At 33.4% G+C, this 16,834-nt stretch carries 30 protein-coding genes; 1 reads left to right on the top strand and 29 read right to left on the bottom strand.

From position 1 onward, the window contains the following. Positions 1-106: 106 nt before the first annotated feature. The 29 genes from D1817_04920 to D1817_04780 all read right to left on the bottom strand — a co-directional run bounded on the left by D1817_04920 (position 107) and on the right by D1817_04780 (position 14,934). Positions 107-490 (bottom strand): 30S ribosomal protein S11, encoded by a 384-nt coding sequence (locus tag D1817_04920; protein AXT19234.1) that lies wholly within the window; start codon positions 488-490, stop codon positions 107-109. Between the two features lie 11 nt (positions 491-501). Further along, positions 502-876 (bottom strand): 30S ribosomal protein S13, encoded by a 375-nt coding sequence (locus tag D1817_04915; GenBank protein ID AXT19233.1) that lies wholly within the window; start codon positions 874-876, stop codon positions 502-504. Positions 877-878: 2 nt separating this feature from the next. Further along, complete coding sequence (locus tag D1817_04910) at positions 879-995, bottom strand: 50S ribosomal protein L36 (GenBank protein ID AXT19232.1); 117 nt, start codon at positions 993-995, stop codon at positions 879-881. 5 nt (positions 996-1,000) lie between these two features. Beyond that, on the bottom strand, positions 1,001-1,216 hold the full coding sequence (locus D1817_04905) for a translation initiation factor IF-1 (GenBank protein ID AXT19231.1): 216 nt from the start codon (positions 1,214-1,216) through the stop codon (positions 1,001-1,003). 16 nt (positions 1,217-1,232) lie between these two features. Beyond that, a complete protein-coding gene (gene secY / locus D1817_04900) occupies positions 1,233-2,597 on the bottom strand; it encodes a preprotein translocase subunit SecY (protein AXT19230.1) in 1,365 nt (454 codons plus the stop codon). Between the two features lie 16 nt (positions 2,598-2,613). Beyond that, a complete protein-coding gene (locus tag D1817_04895) occupies positions 2,614-3,066 on the bottom strand; it encodes a 50S ribosomal protein L15 (GenBank protein AXT19229.1) in 453 nt (150 codons plus the stop codon). A 15-nt stretch (positions 3,067-3,081) separates the two neighbouring features. Further along, a complete protein-coding gene (locus D1817_04890) occupies positions 3,082-3,261 on the bottom strand; it encodes a 50S ribosomal protein L30 (protein AXT19228.1) in 180 nt (59 codons plus the stop codon). 11 nt (positions 3,262-3,272) lie between these two features. Beyond that, on the bottom strand, positions 3,273-3,797 hold the full coding sequence (locus D1817_04885) for a 30S ribosomal protein S5 (protein ID AXT19227.1): 525 nt from the start codon (positions 3,795-3,797) through the stop codon (positions 3,273-3,275). Positions 3,798-3,804: 7 nt separating this feature from the next. Next, the gene (locus D1817_04880; protein AXT19226.1) at positions 3,805-4,161 is read right to left on the bottom strand and encodes a 50S ribosomal protein L18; all 357 of its coding nucleotides are present in this window, start codon (positions 4,159-4,161) and stop codon (positions 3,805-3,807) included. An 11-nt stretch (positions 4,162-4,172) separates the two neighbouring features. Continuing rightward, positions 4,173-4,715 carry a 50S ribosomal protein L6 gene (locus tag D1817_04875; protein ID AXT19225.1) on the bottom strand — a complete coding sequence of 181 codons (543 nt, stop codon included), beginning with the start codon at positions 4,713-4,715 and terminating at the stop codon, positions 4,173-4,175. Between the two features lie 18 nt (positions 4,716-4,733). Further along, positions 4,734-5,132 (bottom strand): 30S ribosomal protein S8, encoded by a 399-nt coding sequence (locus D1817_04870; GenBank protein AXT19224.1) that lies wholly within the window; start codon positions 5,130-5,132, stop codon positions 4,734-4,736. A gap of 66 nt (positions 5,133-5,198) precedes the next feature. Beyond that, positions 5,199-5,468: a 30S ribosomal protein S14 gene (locus D1817_04865; GenBank protein ID AXT19223.1), complete on the bottom strand. Its 270-nt coding sequence runs from the start codon at positions 5,466-5,468 to the stop codon at positions 5,199-5,201. A 3-nt stretch (positions 5,469-5,471) separates the two neighbouring features. After that, positions 5,472-6,023: a 50S ribosomal protein L5 gene (locus tag D1817_04860; GenBank protein ID AXT19222.1), complete on the bottom strand. Its 552-nt coding sequence runs from the start codon at positions 6,021-6,023 to the stop codon at positions 5,472-5,474. A gap of 5 nt (positions 6,024-6,028) precedes the next feature. After that, positions 6,029-6,340, bottom strand: coding sequence for a 50S ribosomal protein L24 (locus D1817_04855; GenBank protein AXT19221.1), 312 nt, complete (start codon positions 6,338-6,340; stop codon positions 6,029-6,031). A gap of 14 nt (positions 6,341-6,354) precedes the next feature. Beyond that, on the bottom strand, positions 6,355-6,723 hold the full coding sequence (locus D1817_04850) for a 50S ribosomal protein L14 (protein AXT19220.1): 369 nt from the start codon (positions 6,721-6,723) through the stop codon (positions 6,355-6,357). 2 nt (positions 6,724-6,725) lie between these two features. Continuing rightward, positions 6,726-6,983: a 30S ribosomal protein S17 gene (locus D1817_04845; GenBank protein ID AXT19219.1), complete on the bottom strand. Its 258-nt coding sequence runs from the start codon at positions 6,981-6,983 to the stop codon at positions 6,726-6,728. 17 nt (positions 6,984-7,000) lie between these two features. Then, positions 7,001-7,195 carry a 50S ribosomal protein L29 gene (locus D1817_04840; GenBank protein AXT19218.1) on the bottom strand — a complete coding sequence of 65 codons (195 nt, stop codon included), beginning with the start codon at positions 7,193-7,195 and terminating at the stop codon, positions 7,001-7,003. A gap of 12 nt (positions 7,196-7,207) precedes the next feature. Beyond that, the gene (locus D1817_04835; protein ID AXT19217.1) at positions 7,208-7,627 is read right to left on the bottom strand and encodes a 50S ribosomal protein L16; all 420 of its coding nucleotides are present in this window, start codon (positions 7,625-7,627) and stop codon (positions 7,208-7,210) included. A 19-nt stretch (positions 7,628-7,646) separates the two neighbouring features. Then, complete coding sequence (locus D1817_04830; GenBank protein ID AXT19216.1) at positions 7,647-8,366, bottom strand: 30S ribosomal protein S3; 720 nt, start codon at positions 8,364-8,366, stop codon at positions 7,647-7,649. A 4-nt stretch (positions 8,367-8,370) separates the two neighbouring features. Further along, positions 8,371-8,781 carry a 50S ribosomal protein L22 gene (locus D1817_04825; GenBank protein AXT19215.1) on the bottom strand — a complete coding sequence of 137 codons (411 nt, stop codon included), beginning with the start codon at positions 8,779-8,781 and terminating at the stop codon, positions 8,371-8,373. Positions 8,782-8,786: 5 nt separating this feature from the next. Further along, positions 8,787-9,065 (bottom strand): 30S ribosomal protein S19, encoded by a 279-nt coding sequence (locus D1817_04820; protein AXT19214.1) that lies wholly within the window; start codon positions 9,063-9,065, stop codon positions 8,787-8,789. Between the two features lie 6 nt (positions 9,066-9,071). Further along, positions 9,072-9,896, bottom strand: a complete 825-nt coding sequence (locus D1817_04815) for a 50S ribosomal protein L2 (protein ID AXT19213.1) — start codon at positions 9,894-9,896, stop codon at positions 9,072-9,074. Between the two features lie 11 nt (positions 9,897-9,907). Next, complete coding sequence (locus tag D1817_04810; protein AXT19212.1) at positions 9,908-10,198, bottom strand: 50S ribosomal protein L23; 291 nt, start codon at positions 10,196-10,198, stop codon at positions 9,908-9,910. 5 nt (positions 10,199-10,203) lie between these two features. Further along, on the bottom strand, positions 10,204-10,833 hold the full coding sequence (locus D1817_04805; GenBank protein AXT19211.1) for a 50S ribosomal protein L4: 630 nt from the start codon (positions 10,831-10,833) through the stop codon (positions 10,204-10,206). Continuing rightward, positions 10,833-11,450, bottom strand: a complete 618-nt coding sequence (locus tag D1817_04800) for a 50S ribosomal protein L3 (GenBank protein AXT19210.1) — start codon at positions 11,448-11,450, stop codon at positions 10,833-10,835. The genes D1817_04805 and D1817_04800 overlap by 1 nt, the downstream gene beginning before the upstream one ends. A gap of 159 nt (positions 11,451-11,609) precedes the next feature. Further along, positions 11,610-11,915 (bottom strand): 30S ribosomal protein S10, encoded by a 306-nt coding sequence (locus D1817_04795; protein ID AXT19209.1) that lies wholly within the window; start codon positions 11,913-11,915, stop codon positions 11,610-11,612. 11 nt (positions 11,916-11,926) lie between these two features. Continuing rightward, positions 11,927-14,053 (bottom strand): elongation factor G, encoded by a 2,127-nt coding sequence (fusA, locus tag D1817_04790; GenBank protein AXT19208.1) that lies wholly within the window; start codon positions 14,051-14,053, stop codon positions 11,927-11,929. A 6-nt stretch (positions 14,054-14,059) separates the two neighbouring features. After that, the gene (locus tag D1817_04785; protein ID AXT19207.1) at positions 14,060-14,536 is read right to left on the bottom strand and encodes a 30S ribosomal protein S7; all 477 of its coding nucleotides are present in this window, start codon (positions 14,534-14,536) and stop codon (positions 14,060-14,062) included. A 23-nt stretch (positions 14,537-14,559) separates the two neighbouring features. Beyond that, entirely contained in the window at positions 14,560-14,934 is a 375-nt protein-coding gene (locus D1817_04780) for a 30S ribosomal protein S12 (GenBank protein AXT19206.1), read from the bottom strand. A gap of 233 nt (positions 14,935-15,167) precedes the next feature. Here D1817_04780 and D1817_04775 point away from each other — a divergent pair, with 233 nt between their 5' ends. Beyond that, positions 15,168-16,805, top strand: coding sequence for a hypothetical protein (locus D1817_04775; GenBank protein ID AXT21229.1), 1,638 nt, complete (start codon positions 15,168-15,170; stop codon positions 16,803-16,805). The last annotated feature ends 29 nt before the right edge of the window (positions 16,806-16,834 follow it).

The following is a 16,834-nucleotide window of genomic DNA, read 5'->3' as shown; positions in this document are numbered from 1 at the left end:
GACTATGAATTAAGGTCTTAAGCTTATCCTTCGATAATCGTTAATCTCTCGGTGATACTTATTTAATTATTTTTTATTTATGAAGGTTCTGAAAAATAAATTCAGATTAAACCCTTCTACGTTTTGGAGGTCTACATCCGTTATGAGGCATTGGAGTTACATCAATAATTTCTGTAACTTCTATACCACCATTATGGATTGATCTTATTGCAGATTCTCTACCATTACCTGGACCTTTTACGTATACTTTTACTTTTTTCAACCCAGCTTCCTTAGCAACTTCTACTGCATCTTCTGCAGCTAATTGAGCAGCATAAGGTGTGTTTTTCTTAGATCCTCTAAATCCCATTTTACCAGCAGAAGACCATGAAATTACATCGCCTTTTTTATTAGTAAGAGATACGATAATGTTGTTAAAAGAAGCTGTAATATGTGCTTCTCCTATAGATTCAACAATAACTTTACGTTTTTTAGTACTTGACTTTGCCATTTTCCTAATTATTATTTAGTTACTTTTTTCTTATTAGCAACTGTTTTTCTTCTACCTTTTCTAGTTCTAGAATTGTTTTTAGTACGTTGTCCTCTTAAAGGAAGTCCAGCTCTGTGGCGGATACCTCTATAACACCCAATATCCATTAAACGTTTAATGTTTAATTGAGTTTCAGAACGCAACTCACCTTCGATAGTGTAAGTACCAACTGCGGCACGAATTCCACTAATCTCATCGTCTGTCCAATCTTGAACTTTTTTACTTTCGTCTACATTAGCTGTTGCTAATATTTCTTGAGCTCTACTTCTTCCTATTCCGAAGATATACGTTAAAGAGATTACTCCTCTTTTTTGTTTTGGTATGTCTACACCTGCTATTCTAGCCATAATTAACCTTGTCTTTGTTTGAATCTAGGATTCTTTTTGTTGATTACGTAAAGTCTACCTTTTCGTCGCACAATTTTACAATCTGCGCTTCTTTTTTTAACTGATGCTCTTACTTTCATCTGTATTAGTATCTATAAGTTATGCGAGCCTTAGATAAATCGTAAGGACTCATTTCTAATTTTACTTTATCTCCTGGTAACAGTTTAATATAATGCATACGCATTTTACCTGAGATATGTGCAGTCACAATATGACCGTTTTCTAATTCAACACGAAACATTGCATTAGATAATGCTTCTATTATTGTTCCGTCTTGTTCTATTGCTGCTTGCTTTGCCATAGTATTATATATAAGCTTATTGCTTTCTATTTTTACCTGTTTTCATCAAGCCATCATAGTGTTTATTCAACAAATATGAATTTACTTGTTGCATAGTATCGATTGCAACTCCAACCATAATTAATAATGACGTACCTCCAAAAAACAGTGCCCATCCACTTTGTATATTCATTATTTTCACAATAATAGCAGGGAACACAGCTATTAATGCTAAAAATATAGAGCCTGGCAATGTTATTTGCGACATTATTTTATCTAAATATTCTGATGTTTCTGATCCTGGACGAATACCTGGGATAAAACCACCACTACGTTTTAAATCGTCTGCCATTTTATTAGTTGGTACCGTAATTGCAGTATAGAAGTATGTAAATATTATAATTAATAATGCAAATGTAATATTATACCACAATCCGAAAATACTATTTCCAGCATAATTTGTTACTAACCATTGACCTACGGCAGAATCTTTCATAAAATCTAACCCTCCAATTAAACCTGGCACAAACATAATTGCTTGAGCAAAGATAATTGGCATTACTCCTGAAGCATTTAGTTTAAGAGGAATGTATTGTCTTGATCCAAATACATTTTTTTCGTATCCCCCAGATGCTGTACGTCTAGCATACTGCACTGCAATTTTACGAACTCCCATTACTAACATTACTGAAGCTAAAATGATAACTAACCAAATTACTAACTCTATTAATATTTTAATTAATCCACCATTAGATTGAGTTACAGCCGAATCAAATTCTTGTGCGAATGAAACCGGTAATGTAGCAATAATACCTACCATAATTAACAATGAGATACCATTACCTATACCTTTATCTGTAATTTTTTCTCCTAACCACATTGCGAAAACACAACCAGTTACAAGTATAATTACAGAAGAAAACATAAATGTTGTTGTAGAGAATCCTGGTACTAGAAGATTACCAAGGCCACCTGCACCAGTTAAAGCTGGTAAGCTTATTAGGTAACCAGGAGCTTGAATTAAACATATTCCTATGGTTAACCAACGCGTAATTTGAGTAATCTTTTTTTGTCCTGAGGCTCCTTCTTTTTGTAATTTCTGTAAATAAGGAATTGCAATTCCCATTAACTGTACTACAATTGAAGCAGATATATAAGGCATAATACCTAATGCAAAAACTGAGGCATTAGCAAAAGCTCCTCCTGTAAATGCATCTAATATACCTAAAAGACCTCCGCCTCCAGCAATATCGGATAAACCTCCTAATTGATCAGGATTAATCCCAGGAAGCACAACCTGTGCTCCAAAACGAAATACTAAAAGTAAACCTATCGTTAGTATGATGCGGTCTTTCAGCTCCGTTATTCTCCAAACACTTTTTAAAGTTTCTATTAATTTCATTGTATAATATTGGGTCTTATAAAGTTACTACTTCTCCTCCTGCAGCTTCTATAGCAGCTTTTGCTGAAGCAGTAAATTTATGAGCAGATACTTTTAATTTAGATTTTAATTCTCCTCTTCCTAAAATTTTAACTAGTTCGTTTTTACCAGCTAAACGGAATGCGATTAATGTATCTAAATCTATCGTATCTTTTATTTTTTTATCATCAACCATTTGTTGTAAAGTATCAAGATTAACACCTTGATATTCTTTACGGTTAATGTTAGTAAAACCAAATTTAGGTACACGTCTTTGAAGTGGCATTTGTCCTCCTTCAAATCCTATTTTTCTTGAATATCCAGATCTAGATTTTGCTCCTTTGTGACCACGTGTTGCAGTACCACCTTTTCCAGAACCTTGACCTCTACCTACTCTTTTACTATTATTATTAACTGAACCTTCTGCAGGTTTTAAATTACTTAAATCCATTTTTTCAGTATTTTTTTAAGCTTCTTCTACAGAAACTAAATGTTTTACTTTATTAACCATACCAAGGATATTTGGTGTAGCATCATGTTCTACAGTTTGACCAATCTTTTTAAGACCAAGAGCTTCTAAAGTTCTTTTCTGTCTTTGCGTACGATTGATCGCACTTTTTTGTTTTGTTACTTTTATCTTAGCCATCGTATCCTTAATTATCCGTTAAAAACTTTTTCTAGAGAAATTCCTCTATTTTTAGCTATTGTTCTTGCATCTCTTAATTGTAATAAAGCATCAAAAGTTGCTTTTACTACATTATGAGGGTTAGATGAACCTTGAGATTTAGACAATACATCATGTACACCTACTGCTTCAAGTACTGTTCTTACCGCACCACCTGCAATAACTCCTGTACCAGGTGCTGCTGGAATAATATTTACTCTTGCTCCACCGTATTTTCCTTTTTGCTCGTGAGGTAAAGTACCTTTCATAAGTGGAATACGAACCAAGTTTTTCTTAGCATCTTCAACAGCTTTTGCAATTGCACTAGCAACGTCTTTAGATTTTCCTAAACCGTGTCCTACAACACCAGCTTCATCTCCAACCACTACGATTGCCGAGAAACCAAATGCTCTACCACCCTTTGTTACTTTTGTAACTCTTTGTACACCAACTAAACGATCTTTAAGATCTAATCCACTTGGTTTTACTAACTCTGCGCTTTTGTATTTTTGATACATAATTTCTTTAGAATTTAAGTCCTGCTTCTCTAGCTCCGTCTGCTAATGATTTTACTCTACCGTGATATAAATACCCCCCTCTATCGAAAGCGATCTTTTCTACACCTGCTTTTAAAGCTTTTTCAGCAACAGATTTTCCTACTAATGCAGCTACTTCAGATTTTGTTCCTTTAGTAGAACTGATATCTTTATCTCTTGAAGATGCTGCACTGATTGTTTTACCAGTTACATCATCAACTATTTGAGCATAAATTTCTTTATTACTTCTGAAAACAGATAATCTTGGTTGAGACTCTGTCCCAGCTACGATTTTACGTATTCTGTTTTTTATTCTTTGTCTTCTATCGTTCTTTGATAACGCCATAACCTTAATTATTAAGCTGATTTACCTGCTTTTCTTCTTATCTCTTCTCCTACAAACTTAACTCCTTTTCCTTTGTATGGCTCAGGTTTTCTGAAACCACGAATTTTAGCAGCTACTTGACCTACTAATTGTTTATCAAAAGACGTTAGTTTTACTATTGGGTTTTTACCTTTCTCTGAGATTGTTTCAACTTTAACTTCTGGAGCTACGTTTAAAACAATATTATGAGAAAATCCTAAAGCTAAATCCAATTTTTGACCTTGATTACTAGCTCTATACCCTACTCCTACTAATTCTAATTCTTTAGTCCATCCTTTAGATACACCTTCAATCATATTATTGATAAGTGATCTGTATAAACCATGCTTAGCTTTGTAGTTTTTAGTATCTTCAGCACGTGTTACTAACACATTACCTTCTTCAACCTTTACTTCTACAGTATCAAAATTTTGAGATAACTCTCCTAATTTTCCTTTTACTGTAATTACGTTATCTTTTACTTCTACTGTAACTCCTTCTGGAATTGCAACTGGGTTATTTCCTATTCTTGACATCTCTTTCTCCCTTTTAGATTAGTAAACGTAACATAAAATTTCACCACCTACATTTTCTCTTTGAGCTTGCTTACCTGTCATCACTCCGTGAGAAGTTGAAACAATGGCAATACCAAGACCATTAAGAATACGCGGAAGTTCTTTAGAACTTGCGTATTTACGTAAACCTGGTTTACTGATTCTTTGAATCTTCTTGATTACTGATTCTTTAGTCTCTTTAGTATATTTAAGAGCAATTTTAATTGTTCCTTGTACTGAAGAGTCATCGAATTTGTAACTTAAAATATATCCTTGATCGAATAATATTTTAGTGATCTCTTTTTTAAGATTAGAAGCTGGAATTTCAACCACTCTGTGGTTAGCTCTCACAGCATTTCTAATTCTTGTTAAATAATCCGCTATTGGATCTGTATACATAGTTATTAATTTGCGGTATCGGTTTTTGACATTTAAATTATCAAACCTGAAACCAATTTATAATTTTTACCAACTCGCTTTTCTAACTCCTGGTATTAACCCTTTGTTAGCCATTTCACGAAACATTACACGAGAAATACCAAAATTACGCATGTAACCTTTAGGTCTTCCTGTTAATTTGCATCTATTGTGCATACGAATAGGCGATGCATTTTTAGGTAGCTTTTGTAAGGCATCATAATCGCCAGCTGCTTTTAAAGCTTTACGTTTTTCTGCATATTTTGCTACTGTTTTTGCTCTTTTTACCTCACGGGCTTTCATTGATTCTTTAGCCATGTCTTAATTCTTTTTAAAAGGTAATCCTAGTTCTGTTAATAATGATTTTGCTTCTTTATCTGTATCTGCAGTAGTTACAAACGTAATATCCATACCAGCAATTTTATTTACTTTATCGATATTAATTTCTGGAAATATAATTTGCTCTGTAATTCCTAAATTATAATTTCCTCTACCGTCAAATCCATTAGCTTTAATACCATTAAAATCTCTTACACGTGGTAAAGATGATGTTACTAAACGGTCTAAAAACTCATACATTTGCTCACCTCTTAACGTAACTTTTACACCTATTGGCATTCCTTTACGTAATTTAAATGAAGCGACATCTTTTTTAGATATAGTAGCTATTGCTTTTTGTCCAGATATTTTTGTCATTTCGTCTAATGCATAGTCGATTAACTTTTTATCTGCAACTGCTCCTCCAACACCTCTAGATAAAACTATCTTAGTAAGTTTTGGTACTTGCATTACATTTTTATATCCGAACTCTTCTGTAAGAGCAGAAACTACTTTGTTCTTGTACTCTTGTTTTAATCTTGGAATATAAGTCATAACTATTATATTACTTCATTAGATTTTTTAGCAAATCTTACTTTCTTGTCGCCTTCTACTCTATATCCAACTCTAGTCACTTCTCCGTTAGAAGTTAATAATGACAAGTTAGAGATCTGAATAGATGCTTCTTTTTCTACGATTCCTCCTTGAGGATTTTGAGCATCAGGTTTATTATGTTTTTTAACCATATTTACACCTTCAACTATCGCTTTATTCTTATCTGTTAATACTTTAAGTACTTTACCTTCTGCACCTCTATGGTCTCCAGCTATTACTTTTACTGTATCTCCTGATTTTATTTTAAGCTTTCCCATCTTAATATTTTGTATTAAAGCACTTCTGGTGCTAATGATACAATTTTCATAAATTGTTTATCACGAAGTTCTCTTGCCACAGGGCCAAATACACGTGTTCCTCTCATTTCTCCCGTAGGATTTAAAAGTACACAAGCATTATCATCAAATCTGATGTATGATCCATCTGGACGTCTTACTTCTTTTACAGTACGAACTACTACTGCTGTAGATACCGCTCCTTTTTTAATGTTTCCATTAGGAGTTGCATCTTTAACGGTAACAACTATTTTGTCACCTACAGAAGCATATCTTCTTTTTGTACCACCTAGAACACGAATAGTTAAAACCTCTTTTGCTCCTGTGTTATCAGCTACTTTTAATCTTGATTCTTGTTGTACCATAATTATTTAGCTCTTTCAATTATTTCTACTAATCTCCAACATTTAGATTTACTTAAAGGTCTTGTTTCCATGATCTTTACTGTATCTCCAATGTTACAGTCGTTTGTTTCGTCGTGTGCAACATATTTTTTTGTTTTTAACACGAACTTACCATACATAGGGTGTTTTACTTTTTTAACTTCAGCAACCACAATTGATTTCTGCATTTTATTACTAGTAACAACTCCTATACGTTCTTTTCTTAAGTTTCTTTTTTCCATCTTTCAGCAGAATACAATTATTGTTGTGCTTCTCTTTTGGTTAACTCTGTTGCAATTCTAGCTACGGTTCTTCTGATACCTCTTAACTGAATTGGATTTTCTAAAGGAGATATTGCATGTGCCATTTTCAGGTCTGAATAACTCTTTTTAGTTTCACCAAGTTTTTCTTGTAACTCAGCTGTAGATAATTCTTTAATTTCTGATTGTTTCATAATATCAATAAATTAAGCTTCGAAATCTCTAGCTATTATAAACTTAGTTTTTACTGGAAGTTTTTGTGCTGCAAGACGTAATGCTTCTTTAGCAACGTCTAATGGCACTCCTCCTACTTCAAATAATACTCTACCTGGTTTAACCACAGCAGCCCAATACTCAACAGCACCTTTACCTTTACCCATACGTACTTCAAGAGGCTTTTTTGTGATAGGCTTATCTGGAAATATTTTAATCCATAATTGCCCTTCTCTTTTCATGTAACGTGTAGCAGCAATACGAGCAGCTTCAATTTGACGTGACGTGATAAACTTAGAATCTAGAGATTTTATACCAAACATTCCGCTTGAAAGTAAATGACCTCTTCCAGAGTTCCCTTTCATACGCCCCTTTTGTTGCTTACGGAATTTTGTTCTTTTTGGTTGTAACATTTTTCTTTAATTTAAAAAATTACTTTCTACGACGAGATTTGTTATTACTATTTCCTCCTCGTCCACCTTTTCCTTGCTTCTTAGATAATCCAACAAGCGGAGAAAGTTCTCTTTTACCATATACTTCACCTTTCATGATCCATACTTTTACACCCAATCTACCATAAGTAGTATGAGATTCAACTAAAGCATAATCAATATCGGCTCTAAATGTAGATAAAGGAATACGTCCATCTTTATAGTGCTCACTACGTGCCATTTCTGCACCATTTAAACGACCACTAATCTGAATTTTAATTCCTTCAGCATTCATACGCATAGCAGCAGCAATTGCCATTTTTATTGCTCGTTTATAAGAAATACGATTTTCTATTTGACGTGCAATGCTTGATCCTACTAAATACGCATCTAGTTCAGGTCTCTTAATTTCAAAGATGTTTAACTGAACTTCTTTACCTGTAATCTTTTTAAGCTCTTCTTTTAACTTGTCTACCTCTTGACCGCCTTTACCGATAATAATACCAGGTCTAGCAGTAGTGATAGTAACGGTTACAAGTTTAAGAGTTCTTTCGATGATTACTCTCGATACACTAGCTTTAGATAAACGAGCGTGGATATACTTTCTGATTTTATCATCTTCAGCAAGCTTATCTCCATAATCATTTCCTCCGTACCAGTTAGATTCCCATCCTCTGATTATACCAAGGCGATTTCCTATTGGATTTGTCTTTTGTCCCATTTATTTAATTGCTTTGTGTGTTATTATTAGCTCCTAATACTAAAGTTACGTGATTAGAACGTTTTCTAATTCTGTGCGCACGACCTTGCGGTGCTGGACGTAATCTTTTTAGCATTGTTCCGCTATCTACTTTAATCTCTTTTACAAATAATTCAGCATCTTCAACACTAGCTTCTTCGTTTTTAGCTTGCCAGTTTGCAACTGCAGATAGCAATAACTTTTCTAAACGACGTGATGCCTCTTTTTGACTGAACCTTAAAATATTAAGTGCTTTTTCTACTTGTTCGCCTCTTACTAAATCGGCTACTAAACGCATTTTTCTTGGTGACGTAGGACAGTTATTAAGCTTTGCAAAAGCGATTTGCTTTTTCTCTGCTTTAATAGCCTCTGCCATTTGTTTTTTACGACTTCCCATAGCTCTTATTTTTTACCTTTATTTTTAGCACCTGCATGACCTCTAAATGATCTTGTTGGTGAAAATTCTCCTAATTTATGACCTACCATATTTTCTGTTACATAAACTGGTACAAATTGACGGCCATTATGAACTGCAATAGTTTGTCCAACAAAATCTGGAGTAATTAAACTTGCTCTTGACCAAGTTTTAATTACTGTTTTTTTGTTAGCTTCTACATTCGCAGCTACTTTTCTTTCAAGCTTATAATGAACGTATGGTCCTTTTTTTAATGATCTTGCCATGATTTATTATTTCTTTCTACGTTCTACAATATATTTATTACTCGCTTTTGTTTTAGAACGGGTTCTATATCCTTTAGCTGGAATACCGTTTCTAGAACGTGGGTGTCCTCCGGCAGATTTACCTTCACCACCACCCATTGGATGATCAACTGGATTCATTACTACTGGTCTTGTTCTAGGACGTCTTCCTAACCATCTGCTTCTACCTGCTTTACCAGATACAAGTAATTGATGATCTGAGTTAGACACAACTCCTATAGTCGCTAAACAACCTGAAAGAATTAATCTCGTTTCTCCTGACGGTAATTTTACTGTAGCGAATTTACCATCTCTTGCCATTAACTGAGCAAAAGCTCCAGCACTACGAGCCATAACAGCTCCTTGACCTGGACGTAATTCAATACAAGAAATAATTGTTCCTAAAGGAATTTGACTCAAAGGCATTGCATTTCCAATTTCTGGAGCAACTTTTTCACCAGATACTATAGTTTGCCCAACTTGTAAACCATTTTGAGCAATAACGTATCTTTTTTCGCCATCTTGGTAGTTTAATAATGCGATAAACGCAGTTCTGTTTGGATCGTATTCGATAGAAGCAACTTCTGCAGGAATACCTGTTTTGTTACGTTTGAAATCGATAACACGATACCTTCTTTTATGACCACCACCTTTGTAGCGCATAGTCATTTTACCTTGACTGTTTCTACCACCTGAACGTTTTTTCGGAGCTAATAAACTTTTCTCCGGCTTATCAGTAGTAATGGCGTCAAATCCATTTACTACTCTAAATCGCTGTCCTGGTGTGATCGGTTTTAACTTTCTTACTGACATTTTTGTCTAAATTACATATTAGCGTATAAATCAATCGTCTCACCTTCCGCCAGTTGTACAATTGCTTTTTTAATTGCATTTGTTTTACCATGTTGAACACCCGTTTTTGTAAAACGAGTTCTTCTATCTGGACGGACATTTATAGTACGAACTTTTTCAACAGAAACACCATAAACAGATTCAACTGCTTTTTTGATTTCTACCTTGTTCGCCTTTGTATTCACTTGAAAGCTGTAGCAATTATTTACTTCGCTAGCATTAGTTGCTTTTTCTGTGATTATCGGTTTAATTAAGATACTCATGTTTTCTATTTACTTAAATTCGATTCAATTCCTTCTAAAGAGCTTTCTAAAAGCACTATTTGATTTGCATTTAAAACCTTATAAGTGCTTAATTCTGAAGATGTTACCACTTCAGAGCTTTTTAAATTGCGTGACGACAAATATACATTATTATTTGAAGCTCCCAACACAAACAAAGTTTTTTTGTTTTCTAGGTCTAATGCCTTTAAAACTGCAGTAAAATTTTTAGTCTTTGGTGCATCAAAATTAAAGTCTTCTAAAACAGTAATTGCTTTTTCGTTTGCTTTAATTGTTAATGCAGATCTACGTGCTAAACGTTTTACATTTTTATTAAGCTTGAACCCATAATTTCTTGGTCTAGGGCCAAACATACGTCCACCTCCTTTAAATACACCTGACTTAATACTCCCTGCTCTTGCAGTACCAGTACCTTTTTGTTTTTTAATCTTACGTGTACTTCCAGAGATCTCAGCTCTTTCTTTAGCCTTATGCGTTCCTTGACGTTGATTAGCAAGATATTGCTTTACATCTAAGTATACTGCATGATTATTAGGCTCTATAGCAAACACATCTTTAGAAAGGTCTGCCTTTCTACCTGTGTCTTTTCCGTTTATATCTAAAACTGCTACCTTCATTACTTCTGAATTGTTACATAAGCGTTTTTGTGACCTGGAACACATCCTTTCACTACAAGTAGATTCTTATCTGCTACTACTTTTAAAACTCTTAAATTTTGAACTTTAATTGTTTCTCCACCCATACGTCCTGCCATTCTCATTCCTTTGAAAACTCTTGCAGGGTAAGAAGCAGCTCCAATAGATCCTGGTGCTCTTAAACGGTTATGTTGACCGTGAGTAGCTTGTCCTACACCACCAAAACCATGACGTTTTACAACTCCTTGGAATCCTTTACCTTTTGATGTTCCAGAAACATCAACAAATTCACCTTCTACAAAGTGCTCTACAGTGATTGCATCACCTAATTTGTACTCCTCATCAAAACCTTGAAATTCGGCGATTTTGCGTTTTACAGAAGTTCCTGCTTTTTTAGCATGACCTAGATCAGCTTTAGTAGCACTTTTTTCTGTCGCGTCATCGAAACCAAGTTGAATAGCTTCGTAACCATCAACTTCTTCAGTTCTGACTTGGGTAACGATACATGGTCCAGCTTCGATTACTGTGCAAGGAATATTTTTCCCGTTCTCATCAAAGATGCTGGTCATACCGATTTTTTTTCCTATTAACCCAGACATAATTATTAATTTATTATTATTTACTTATTTAAAAAATTCAGAGCCGAAATACATTTCAGCTCTGAATTGTATTTTTACCGTTTTTCTTTAACCTTCGTTAAAGACATGTTTACTTTTTTAAGGTTTTTACTTTTGCAGAAACCTTAAATTAAAGTGTAATTACACTTTAATTTCTACTTCAACACCACTTGGTAATTCAAGTTTCATTAAAGCATCTATCGTTTTTGAAGATGAAGAGTAAATATCTAATAATCTCTTATAAGAGCTTAATTGAAATTGTTCTCTAGACTTCTTATTTACGTGTGGTGAACGTAAAACAGTGAAAATTTTCTTATGTGTTGGTAATGGAATTGGTCCAGTTACAACAGCTCCTGTACTTTTTACTGTTTTTACAATCTTATCAGCAGACTTATCTACTAAGTTATGATCGTAAGATTTTAATTTTATTCTAATTTTTTGACTCATTTTCTTAGATTTTAAGCTTCAACACCTTTAGCTGCCTTAATTACTTCTTCAGATATATTTGAAGGTGTTTCAGCATAATGTGAAAATTCCATTGTTGACGTTGCACGACCTGATGACAATGTTCTTAATGTAGTAACATATCCAAACATTTCTGAAAGCGGTACAGTAGCTTTTACAGTTTTTGCACCAGCTCTATCTCCCATATCACTTACTTGTCCTCTTCTTCTATTTAAATCTCCTACAATATCACCCATATTTTCTTCAGGAGTAATTACCTCAAGTTTCATAATAGGCTCCATAATTACTGCTTTTGCAGCTTTTGCAGAGTTTTTAAATCCAAGTTTTGCAGCCAACTCGAAAGATAATTGATCCGAATCCACATCGTGGTAAGATCCATCTGTTAATGTTACTTTCATAGCATCAACTTCATATCCAGCTAATGGTCCATTCTGCATAGCCATTTTAAATCCTTTTTCAATTGAAGGGATAAATTCCTTAGGAACATTACCACCTTTAATTTCAGAAATAAATTCTAATCCTACTTTTCCTTCTTCAGCAGGTTCAAGTGTAAATACAATATCTGCGAATTTACCACGTCCACCAGATTGTTTCTTATAAACTTCTCTGTGTTCTGCACGTTGTGTAATTGCTTCTTTATACTCAACTTGTGGTTGACCTTGATTTACTTCAACTTTAAACTCGCGCTTAAGACGGTCAACAATAATATCTAAGTGAAGCTCACCCATTCCAGAAATAATAGTCTGTCCTGAAGCTTCATCTGTTCTTGCTGTAAATGTTGGATCTTCTTCAGCTAATTTCGCTAAAGACATACCTAACTTATCAACATCTGCTTTAGTTTTAGGTTCAACCGCAATACCAATTACTGGATCTGGGAAGTCCATAGATTCTAAAACAATAGGATTCTTTTCATCAGACATAGTATCACCAGTCTTAATATCCTTAAATCCAACTGCTGCCCCAATATCTCCTGCTTCGATATAATCGATAGCGTTTTGCTTATTTGAGTGCATTTGATAAATACGAGAGATACGTTCTTTTTTACCTGAACGGTTGTTCAAGATATAAGAACCTGCATCTAAACGACCTGAGTATGCTCTAAAGAAAGCTAAACGACCTACGAAAGGATCGGTAGCAATTTTAAATGCTAATGCAGAGAAAGGATCTTTTGCATCAGGTCTACGAACAGCTTCTTCTCCTGTATTAGGATCTGTACCCACAATATTATCTCTATCTAAAGGAGATGGTAAATAGCGACATACAGCATCTAATAAAAACTGAACTCCTTTATTTTTAAAAGCAGAACCACAAATCATAGGAATGATAGCCATATCCATTACAGCAGCTCTAAGTGCAGCATGCACTTCTTCTTCCGTAATAGAATCTTCATCTTCCATAAATTTCTCTAAAAGATTCTCGTCGTATGTAGCAACTTCTTCAATTAAAAGTGCACGGTATTTACGAGCTTCTTCTTTCATATCTTCAGGAATATCGATCACATCAAAAGTTGCCCCTTGAGTTTCATCATGCCATACAATAGCACGATTTTTCACTAAATCGATAATTCCTTTAAAGTCTGCCTCATCACCAATGTTTAAAACAATTGGTACTGCATTAGACTTTAACATGTCTTTTACTTGTTGACAAACACCTAAAAAGTTAGATCCTTGACGGTCCATTTTGTTAACGAAACCAATTCTAGGCACTTTATAGTTATCTGCTAGTCTCCAGTTAGTTTCAGATTGTGGCTCAACACCATCAACTGCACTAAATAAGAATACTAAACCATCAAGCACACGTAACGAACGGTTTACCTCAACCGTAAAATCCACGTGACCAGGAGTGTCAATTATATTAAAATGATATCCTTTAGTTTCTGGTGTAGGCTCTCCATTTTCAATTGGGAACTTCCATTCACAAGTTGTAGCCGCAGAAGTAATGGTAATACCTCTTTCTTGCTCTTGCTCCATCCAGTCCATTGTAGCAGCACCATCATGTACTTCTCCAATTTTATGAGATACACCTGTATAATAAAGAACACGTTCTGTAGTAGTAGTTTTTCCTGCATCAATATGTGCAGCAATACCTATATTTCTAGTAAATTTTAAATCTCTTGCCATTTCGTATTAAAATCTAAAGTGAGAGAATGCTTTATTTGCTTCGGCCATTTTATGAGTATCTACTCTTTTCTTAACGGCTGCTCCTTCTTCTTTAGCTGCAGCTAATACTTCTGCGGCTAATTTTTGAGCCATAGATTTCTCATTTCTTTTACGTGAAAAGCTAATAAGCCATTTCATTGCAGTTGAAATTTTACGATCTGGACGAATTTGCATAGGAATCTGAAATGTTGCTCCTCCAACTCTACGACTACGTACTTCTACGTGAGGCATAACATTAGATAATGCATCTTTCCAAATTTCTAAAGCGGTTTTTTCTTCGTCAGTTTTCTTTTCTTCTACGATATCAATTGCATCGTAGAAAATTTTAAAAGCGATTGACTTTTTACCATCCCACATCATCATATTAACAAAACGAGTTACTAATTGATCATTAAATCTTGGATCTGGTAAAAGCGGTCTTTTTTTGGCTGCTCTTTTTCTCATGTCTTCTTTTTAAAAGTTTTAAATTACTTCTTTGGGCGTTTTGCACCATACTTAGATCTACGTTGTGTTCTTCCTTCTACACCAGCGGTGTCTAAAGCGCCACGAACAATGTGATATCTAACTCCTGGTAAATCTTTTACCCTTCCACCTCTAACCAATACTATCGAGTGCTCTTGTAAATTGTGTCCTTCTCCTGGAATGTATGCATTTACCTCATTACCATTTGTTAACCTTACCCTTGCAACTTTACGCATTGCTGAGTTTGGTTTTTTTGGTGTTGTAGTATAAACACGTGTACACACTCCTCGTCTTTGAGGACACGAATTTAAAGCAGCCGATTTACTCTTCTTGGTTATTTTGGCTCTTCCTTTTCGTACTAATTGTGAAATTGTAGGCATATTATTTTTATAATATATTTAATTAAACCCTCTTTTAGAGGGCTGCAAAGGTAGAAATTAAATTGAAAAATTCAAACGTAAGAAGATTTATTTTATTAATAATCAAAAATTTAATTTACTAGCTGTATTATATGTTTCTTTTTTCTGTTAGTTTTACAAGCAAATAAACCGAGTTGAGAGTTATTAGAATCTTTATTGTTTATATTATCGTAGTTACTTTTCATTCTACTACAATAAATGCACAAAACTTAAATTTAAAAATTAAAGGAAAAGATAGCTCCGAAACAAAGTTTATAGACTTTTTAGGTTATAAAAAAACATTTATCGATTATAAGTCTCTAAAAATTGAAATTGACACCTTACTTACTTCAATTCAAAAACATGGATATATCGCAGCACATTTAAATTCCATTACTAAAAAGGATGATTCTACTTTTATAGCAAAATTAAATCTCAACAAAAAATATAATACTATATATATATATTATAATAGTGATTTATTTTCTAAAACTATTCTAAATTCTATTTCAGAAGAAGTAACCCCTGATTATTTTGTAATTTCTATAAAAAACAGTGAAGAGATTCTAAGCTATTTAAGTTCGAAGATTACTGAAAAAGGGCTCCCGTTTGCTACTCTTTATTTAAGTAATATAGAAACTAAAGATACGAATACTCTTAAAGCTACTTTAAATGTTTCATCTAATCAACAGAGAACAATTAATAATATTGTAATTAAAGGTTATGAAAAATTTCCAAAACCTTTTATTAAATATTTTCTTAAAATCAAAGAAGGTTCTGTTTTTAATTTAAATGAAATTAAAGAGAAATCTAAAAGTTTGGATGCACTACGTTTTTCGAGCCAAGCCAAATCACCTGAAGTTTTATTTACTAAAGATTCCACTTCTGTTTATTTATATTTAGAAAAAGCCAAGAGTAATACCTTTGATGGTTTTTTAGGTTTTGTAACAGATGAAACTACCAATCGAATTAAATTTAATGGTTACTTAGATTTAAATCTCACTAACAATCTTAATTATGGTGAATCTATTGCTTTAAAATATAAAAGTGATGAAAATGATCAGGTAACTTTTGAGGCAAAAGCAAATCTTCCTTATTTATTTAATTCTCCAATAGGCTTAGAGCTTTCTTTAAACATTTTTAAAAGAGATACTATATTTAGTACAACAAGCCAATCTGCAAACATATTTTATCAAATTTCACCAAATCAAAAAATATACGCAGGTATAGATGCTATAAACTCCACTAACTTATTAGATATTAATACTGATCAAAATTTACAGGATTTTAATACTGTAAATTATAATATTAGATATGAGTACATAAAACCACAATTTAATAATACGCTCTTTCCTATTAATTTTTTATTTGACATTAAAGGTGGTTTTGGCAACCGTGAGTTTGAAGATACTTCGGAAAGTCAAAGTATATTCAGATTAAACAGTTTTAAAATCTTTAATCTCAATACTAAAAATAGTTTTTATTTAAGAGCTAATGGCTCTACTATTATTTCTGATAATTATCTCACTAATGAACTTTTACGTTTTGGTGGCATTAATTCTATTCGTGGGTTCGAAGAAAATAGTATTCTTGCTTCATTATATGGTATAATTAATTCGGAATATAGATATCAATTAAGCCCTAACATATATGTACATTCAATTATTGATCTTGCTTATTTTGAAAATGATATAACTAATGTTAAAGAAAAATTATTCGGATTTGGTTTTGGATTTGGTTTAATTACAAAAGCTGGCTTACTTCGTTTTAATTATGCTAATGGAAAAACGGAAAATCAAAGGTTTCAACTCTCAGATTCTAAAATCCAATTAAGTTTAAATGCACGATTTTAATCAATCTAGAATACTACATATTTTCATAC

It is taken from the genome of Flavobacteriaceae bacterium (assembly GCA_003443635.1).
GTDB lineage: Bacteria > Bacteroidota > Bacteroidia > Flavobacteriales > Flavobacteriaceae > AU392.
Note: the sequence above shows the minus strand (reverse complement) of the source record. Positions and strands in the feature narration are given on the sequence as shown.

Excerpts from the sequence above, each read along its gene's own strand:
- D1817_04825 (AXT19215.1), bottom strand. The coding sequence starts at position 8,781 with ATGGGAAGTCGTAAAAAACAAATGGCAGAGGCTATTAAAGCAGAGAAA.
- D1817_04840 (AXT19218.1), bottom strand. The coding sequence starts at position 7,195 with ATGAAACAATCAGAAATTAAAGAATTATCTACAGCTGAGTTACAAGAA.
- D1817_04875 (AXT19225.1), bottom strand. The coding sequence starts at position 4,715 with ATGTCAAGAATAGGAAATAACCCAGTTGCAATTCCAGAAGGAGTTACA.
- D1817_04895 (AXT19229.1), bottom strand. The coding sequence starts at position 3,066 with ATGGATTTAAGTAATTTAAAACCTGCAGAAGGTTCAGTTAATAATAAT.
- D1817_04855 (AXT19221.1), bottom strand. The coding sequence starts at position 6,340 with ATGGGAAAGCTTAAAATAAAATCAGGAGATACAGTAAAAGTAATAGCT.
- D1817_04860 (AXT19222.1), bottom strand. The coding sequence starts at position 6,023 with ATGACTTATATTCCAAGATTAAAACAAGAGTACAAGAACAAAGTAGTT.
- D1817_04830 (AXT19216.1), bottom strand. The coding sequence starts at position 8,366 with ATGGGACAAAAGACAAATCCAATAGGAAATCGCCTTGGTATAATCAGA.
- D1817_04915 (AXT19233.1), bottom strand. The coding sequence starts at position 876 with ATGGCTAGAATAGCAGGTGTAGACATACCAAAACAAAAAAGAGGAGTA.
- D1817_04890 (AXT19228.1), bottom strand. The coding sequence starts at position 3,261 with ATGGCTAAGATAAAAGTAACAAAACAAAAAAGTGCGATCAATCGTACG.
- D1817_04845 (AXT19219.1), bottom strand. The coding sequence starts at position 6,983 with ATGGAAAAAAGAAACTTAAGAAAAGAACGTATAGGAGTTGTTACTAGT.
- D1817_04835 (AXT19217.1), bottom strand. The coding sequence starts at position 7,627 with ATGTTACAACCAAAAAGAACAAAATTCCGTAAGCAACAAAAGGGGCGT.
- D1817_04800 (AXT19210.1), bottom strand. The coding sequence starts at position 11,450 with ATGTCTGGGTTAATAGGAAAAAAAATCGGTATGACCAGCATCTTTGAT.
- D1817_04810 (AXT19212.1), bottom strand. The coding sequence starts at position 10,198 with ATGAGTATCTTAATTAAACCGATAATCACAGAAAAAGCAACTAATGCT.
- D1817_04865 (AXT19223.1), bottom strand. The coding sequence starts at position 5,468 with ATGGCTAAAGAATCAATGAAAGCCCGTGAGGTAAAAAGAGCAAAAACA.
- D1817_04880 (AXT19226.1), bottom strand. The coding sequence starts at position 4,161 with ATGGCGTTATCAAAGAACGATAGAAGACAAAGAATAAAAAACAGAATA.
- D1817_04920 (AXT19234.1), bottom strand. The coding sequence starts at position 490 with ATGGCAAAGTCAAGTACTAAAAAACGTAAAGTTATTGTTGAATCTATA.
- fusA (AXT19208.1), bottom strand. The coding sequence starts at position 14,053 with ATGGCAAGAGATTTAAAATTTACTAGAAATATAGGTATTGCTGCACAT.
- D1817_04850 (AXT19220.1), bottom strand. The coding sequence starts at position 6,723 with ATGGTACAACAAGAATCAAGATTAAAAGTAGCTGATAACACAGGAGCA.
- D1817_04820 (AXT19214.1), bottom strand. The coding sequence starts at position 9,065 with ATGGCAAGATCATTAAAAAAAGGACCATACGTTCATTATAAGCTTGAA.
- secY (AXT19230.1), bottom strand. The coding sequence starts at position 2,597 with ATGAAATTAATAGAAACTTTAAAAAGTGTTTGGAGAATAACGGAGCTG.
- D1817_04910 (AXT19232.1), bottom strand. The coding sequence starts at position 995 with ATGAAAGTAAGAGCATCAGTTAAAAAAAGAAGCGCAGATTGTAAAATT.
- D1817_04905 (AXT19231.1), bottom strand. The coding sequence starts at position 1,216 with ATGGCAAAGCAAGCAGCAATAGAACAAGACGGAACAATAATAGAAGCA.
- D1817_04795 (AXT19209.1), bottom strand. The coding sequence starts at position 11,915 with ATGAGTCAAAAAATTAGAATAAAATTAAAATCTTACGATCATAACTTA.
- D1817_04785 (AXT19207.1), bottom strand. The coding sequence starts at position 14,536 with ATGAGAAAAAGAGCAGCCAAAAAAAGACCGCTTTTACCAGATCCAAGA.
- D1817_04885 (AXT19227.1), bottom strand. The coding sequence starts at position 3,797 with ATGTATCAAAAATACAAAAGCGCAGAGTTAGTAAAACCAAGTGGATTA.
- D1817_04815 (AXT19213.1), bottom strand. The coding sequence starts at position 9,896 with ATGTCAGTAAGAAAGTTAAAACCGATCACACCAGGACAGCGATTTAGA.
- D1817_04805 (AXT19211.1), bottom strand. The coding sequence starts at position 10,833 with ATGAAGGTAGCAGTTTTAGATATAAACGGAAAAGACACAGGTAGAAAG.
- D1817_04780 (AXT19206.1), bottom strand. The coding sequence starts at position 14,934 with ATGCCTACAATTTCACAATTAGTACGAAAAGGAAGAGCCAAAATAACC.
- D1817_04870 (AXT19224.1), bottom strand. The coding sequence starts at position 5,132 with ATGTATACAGATCCAATAGCGGATTATTTAACAAGAATTAGAAATGCT.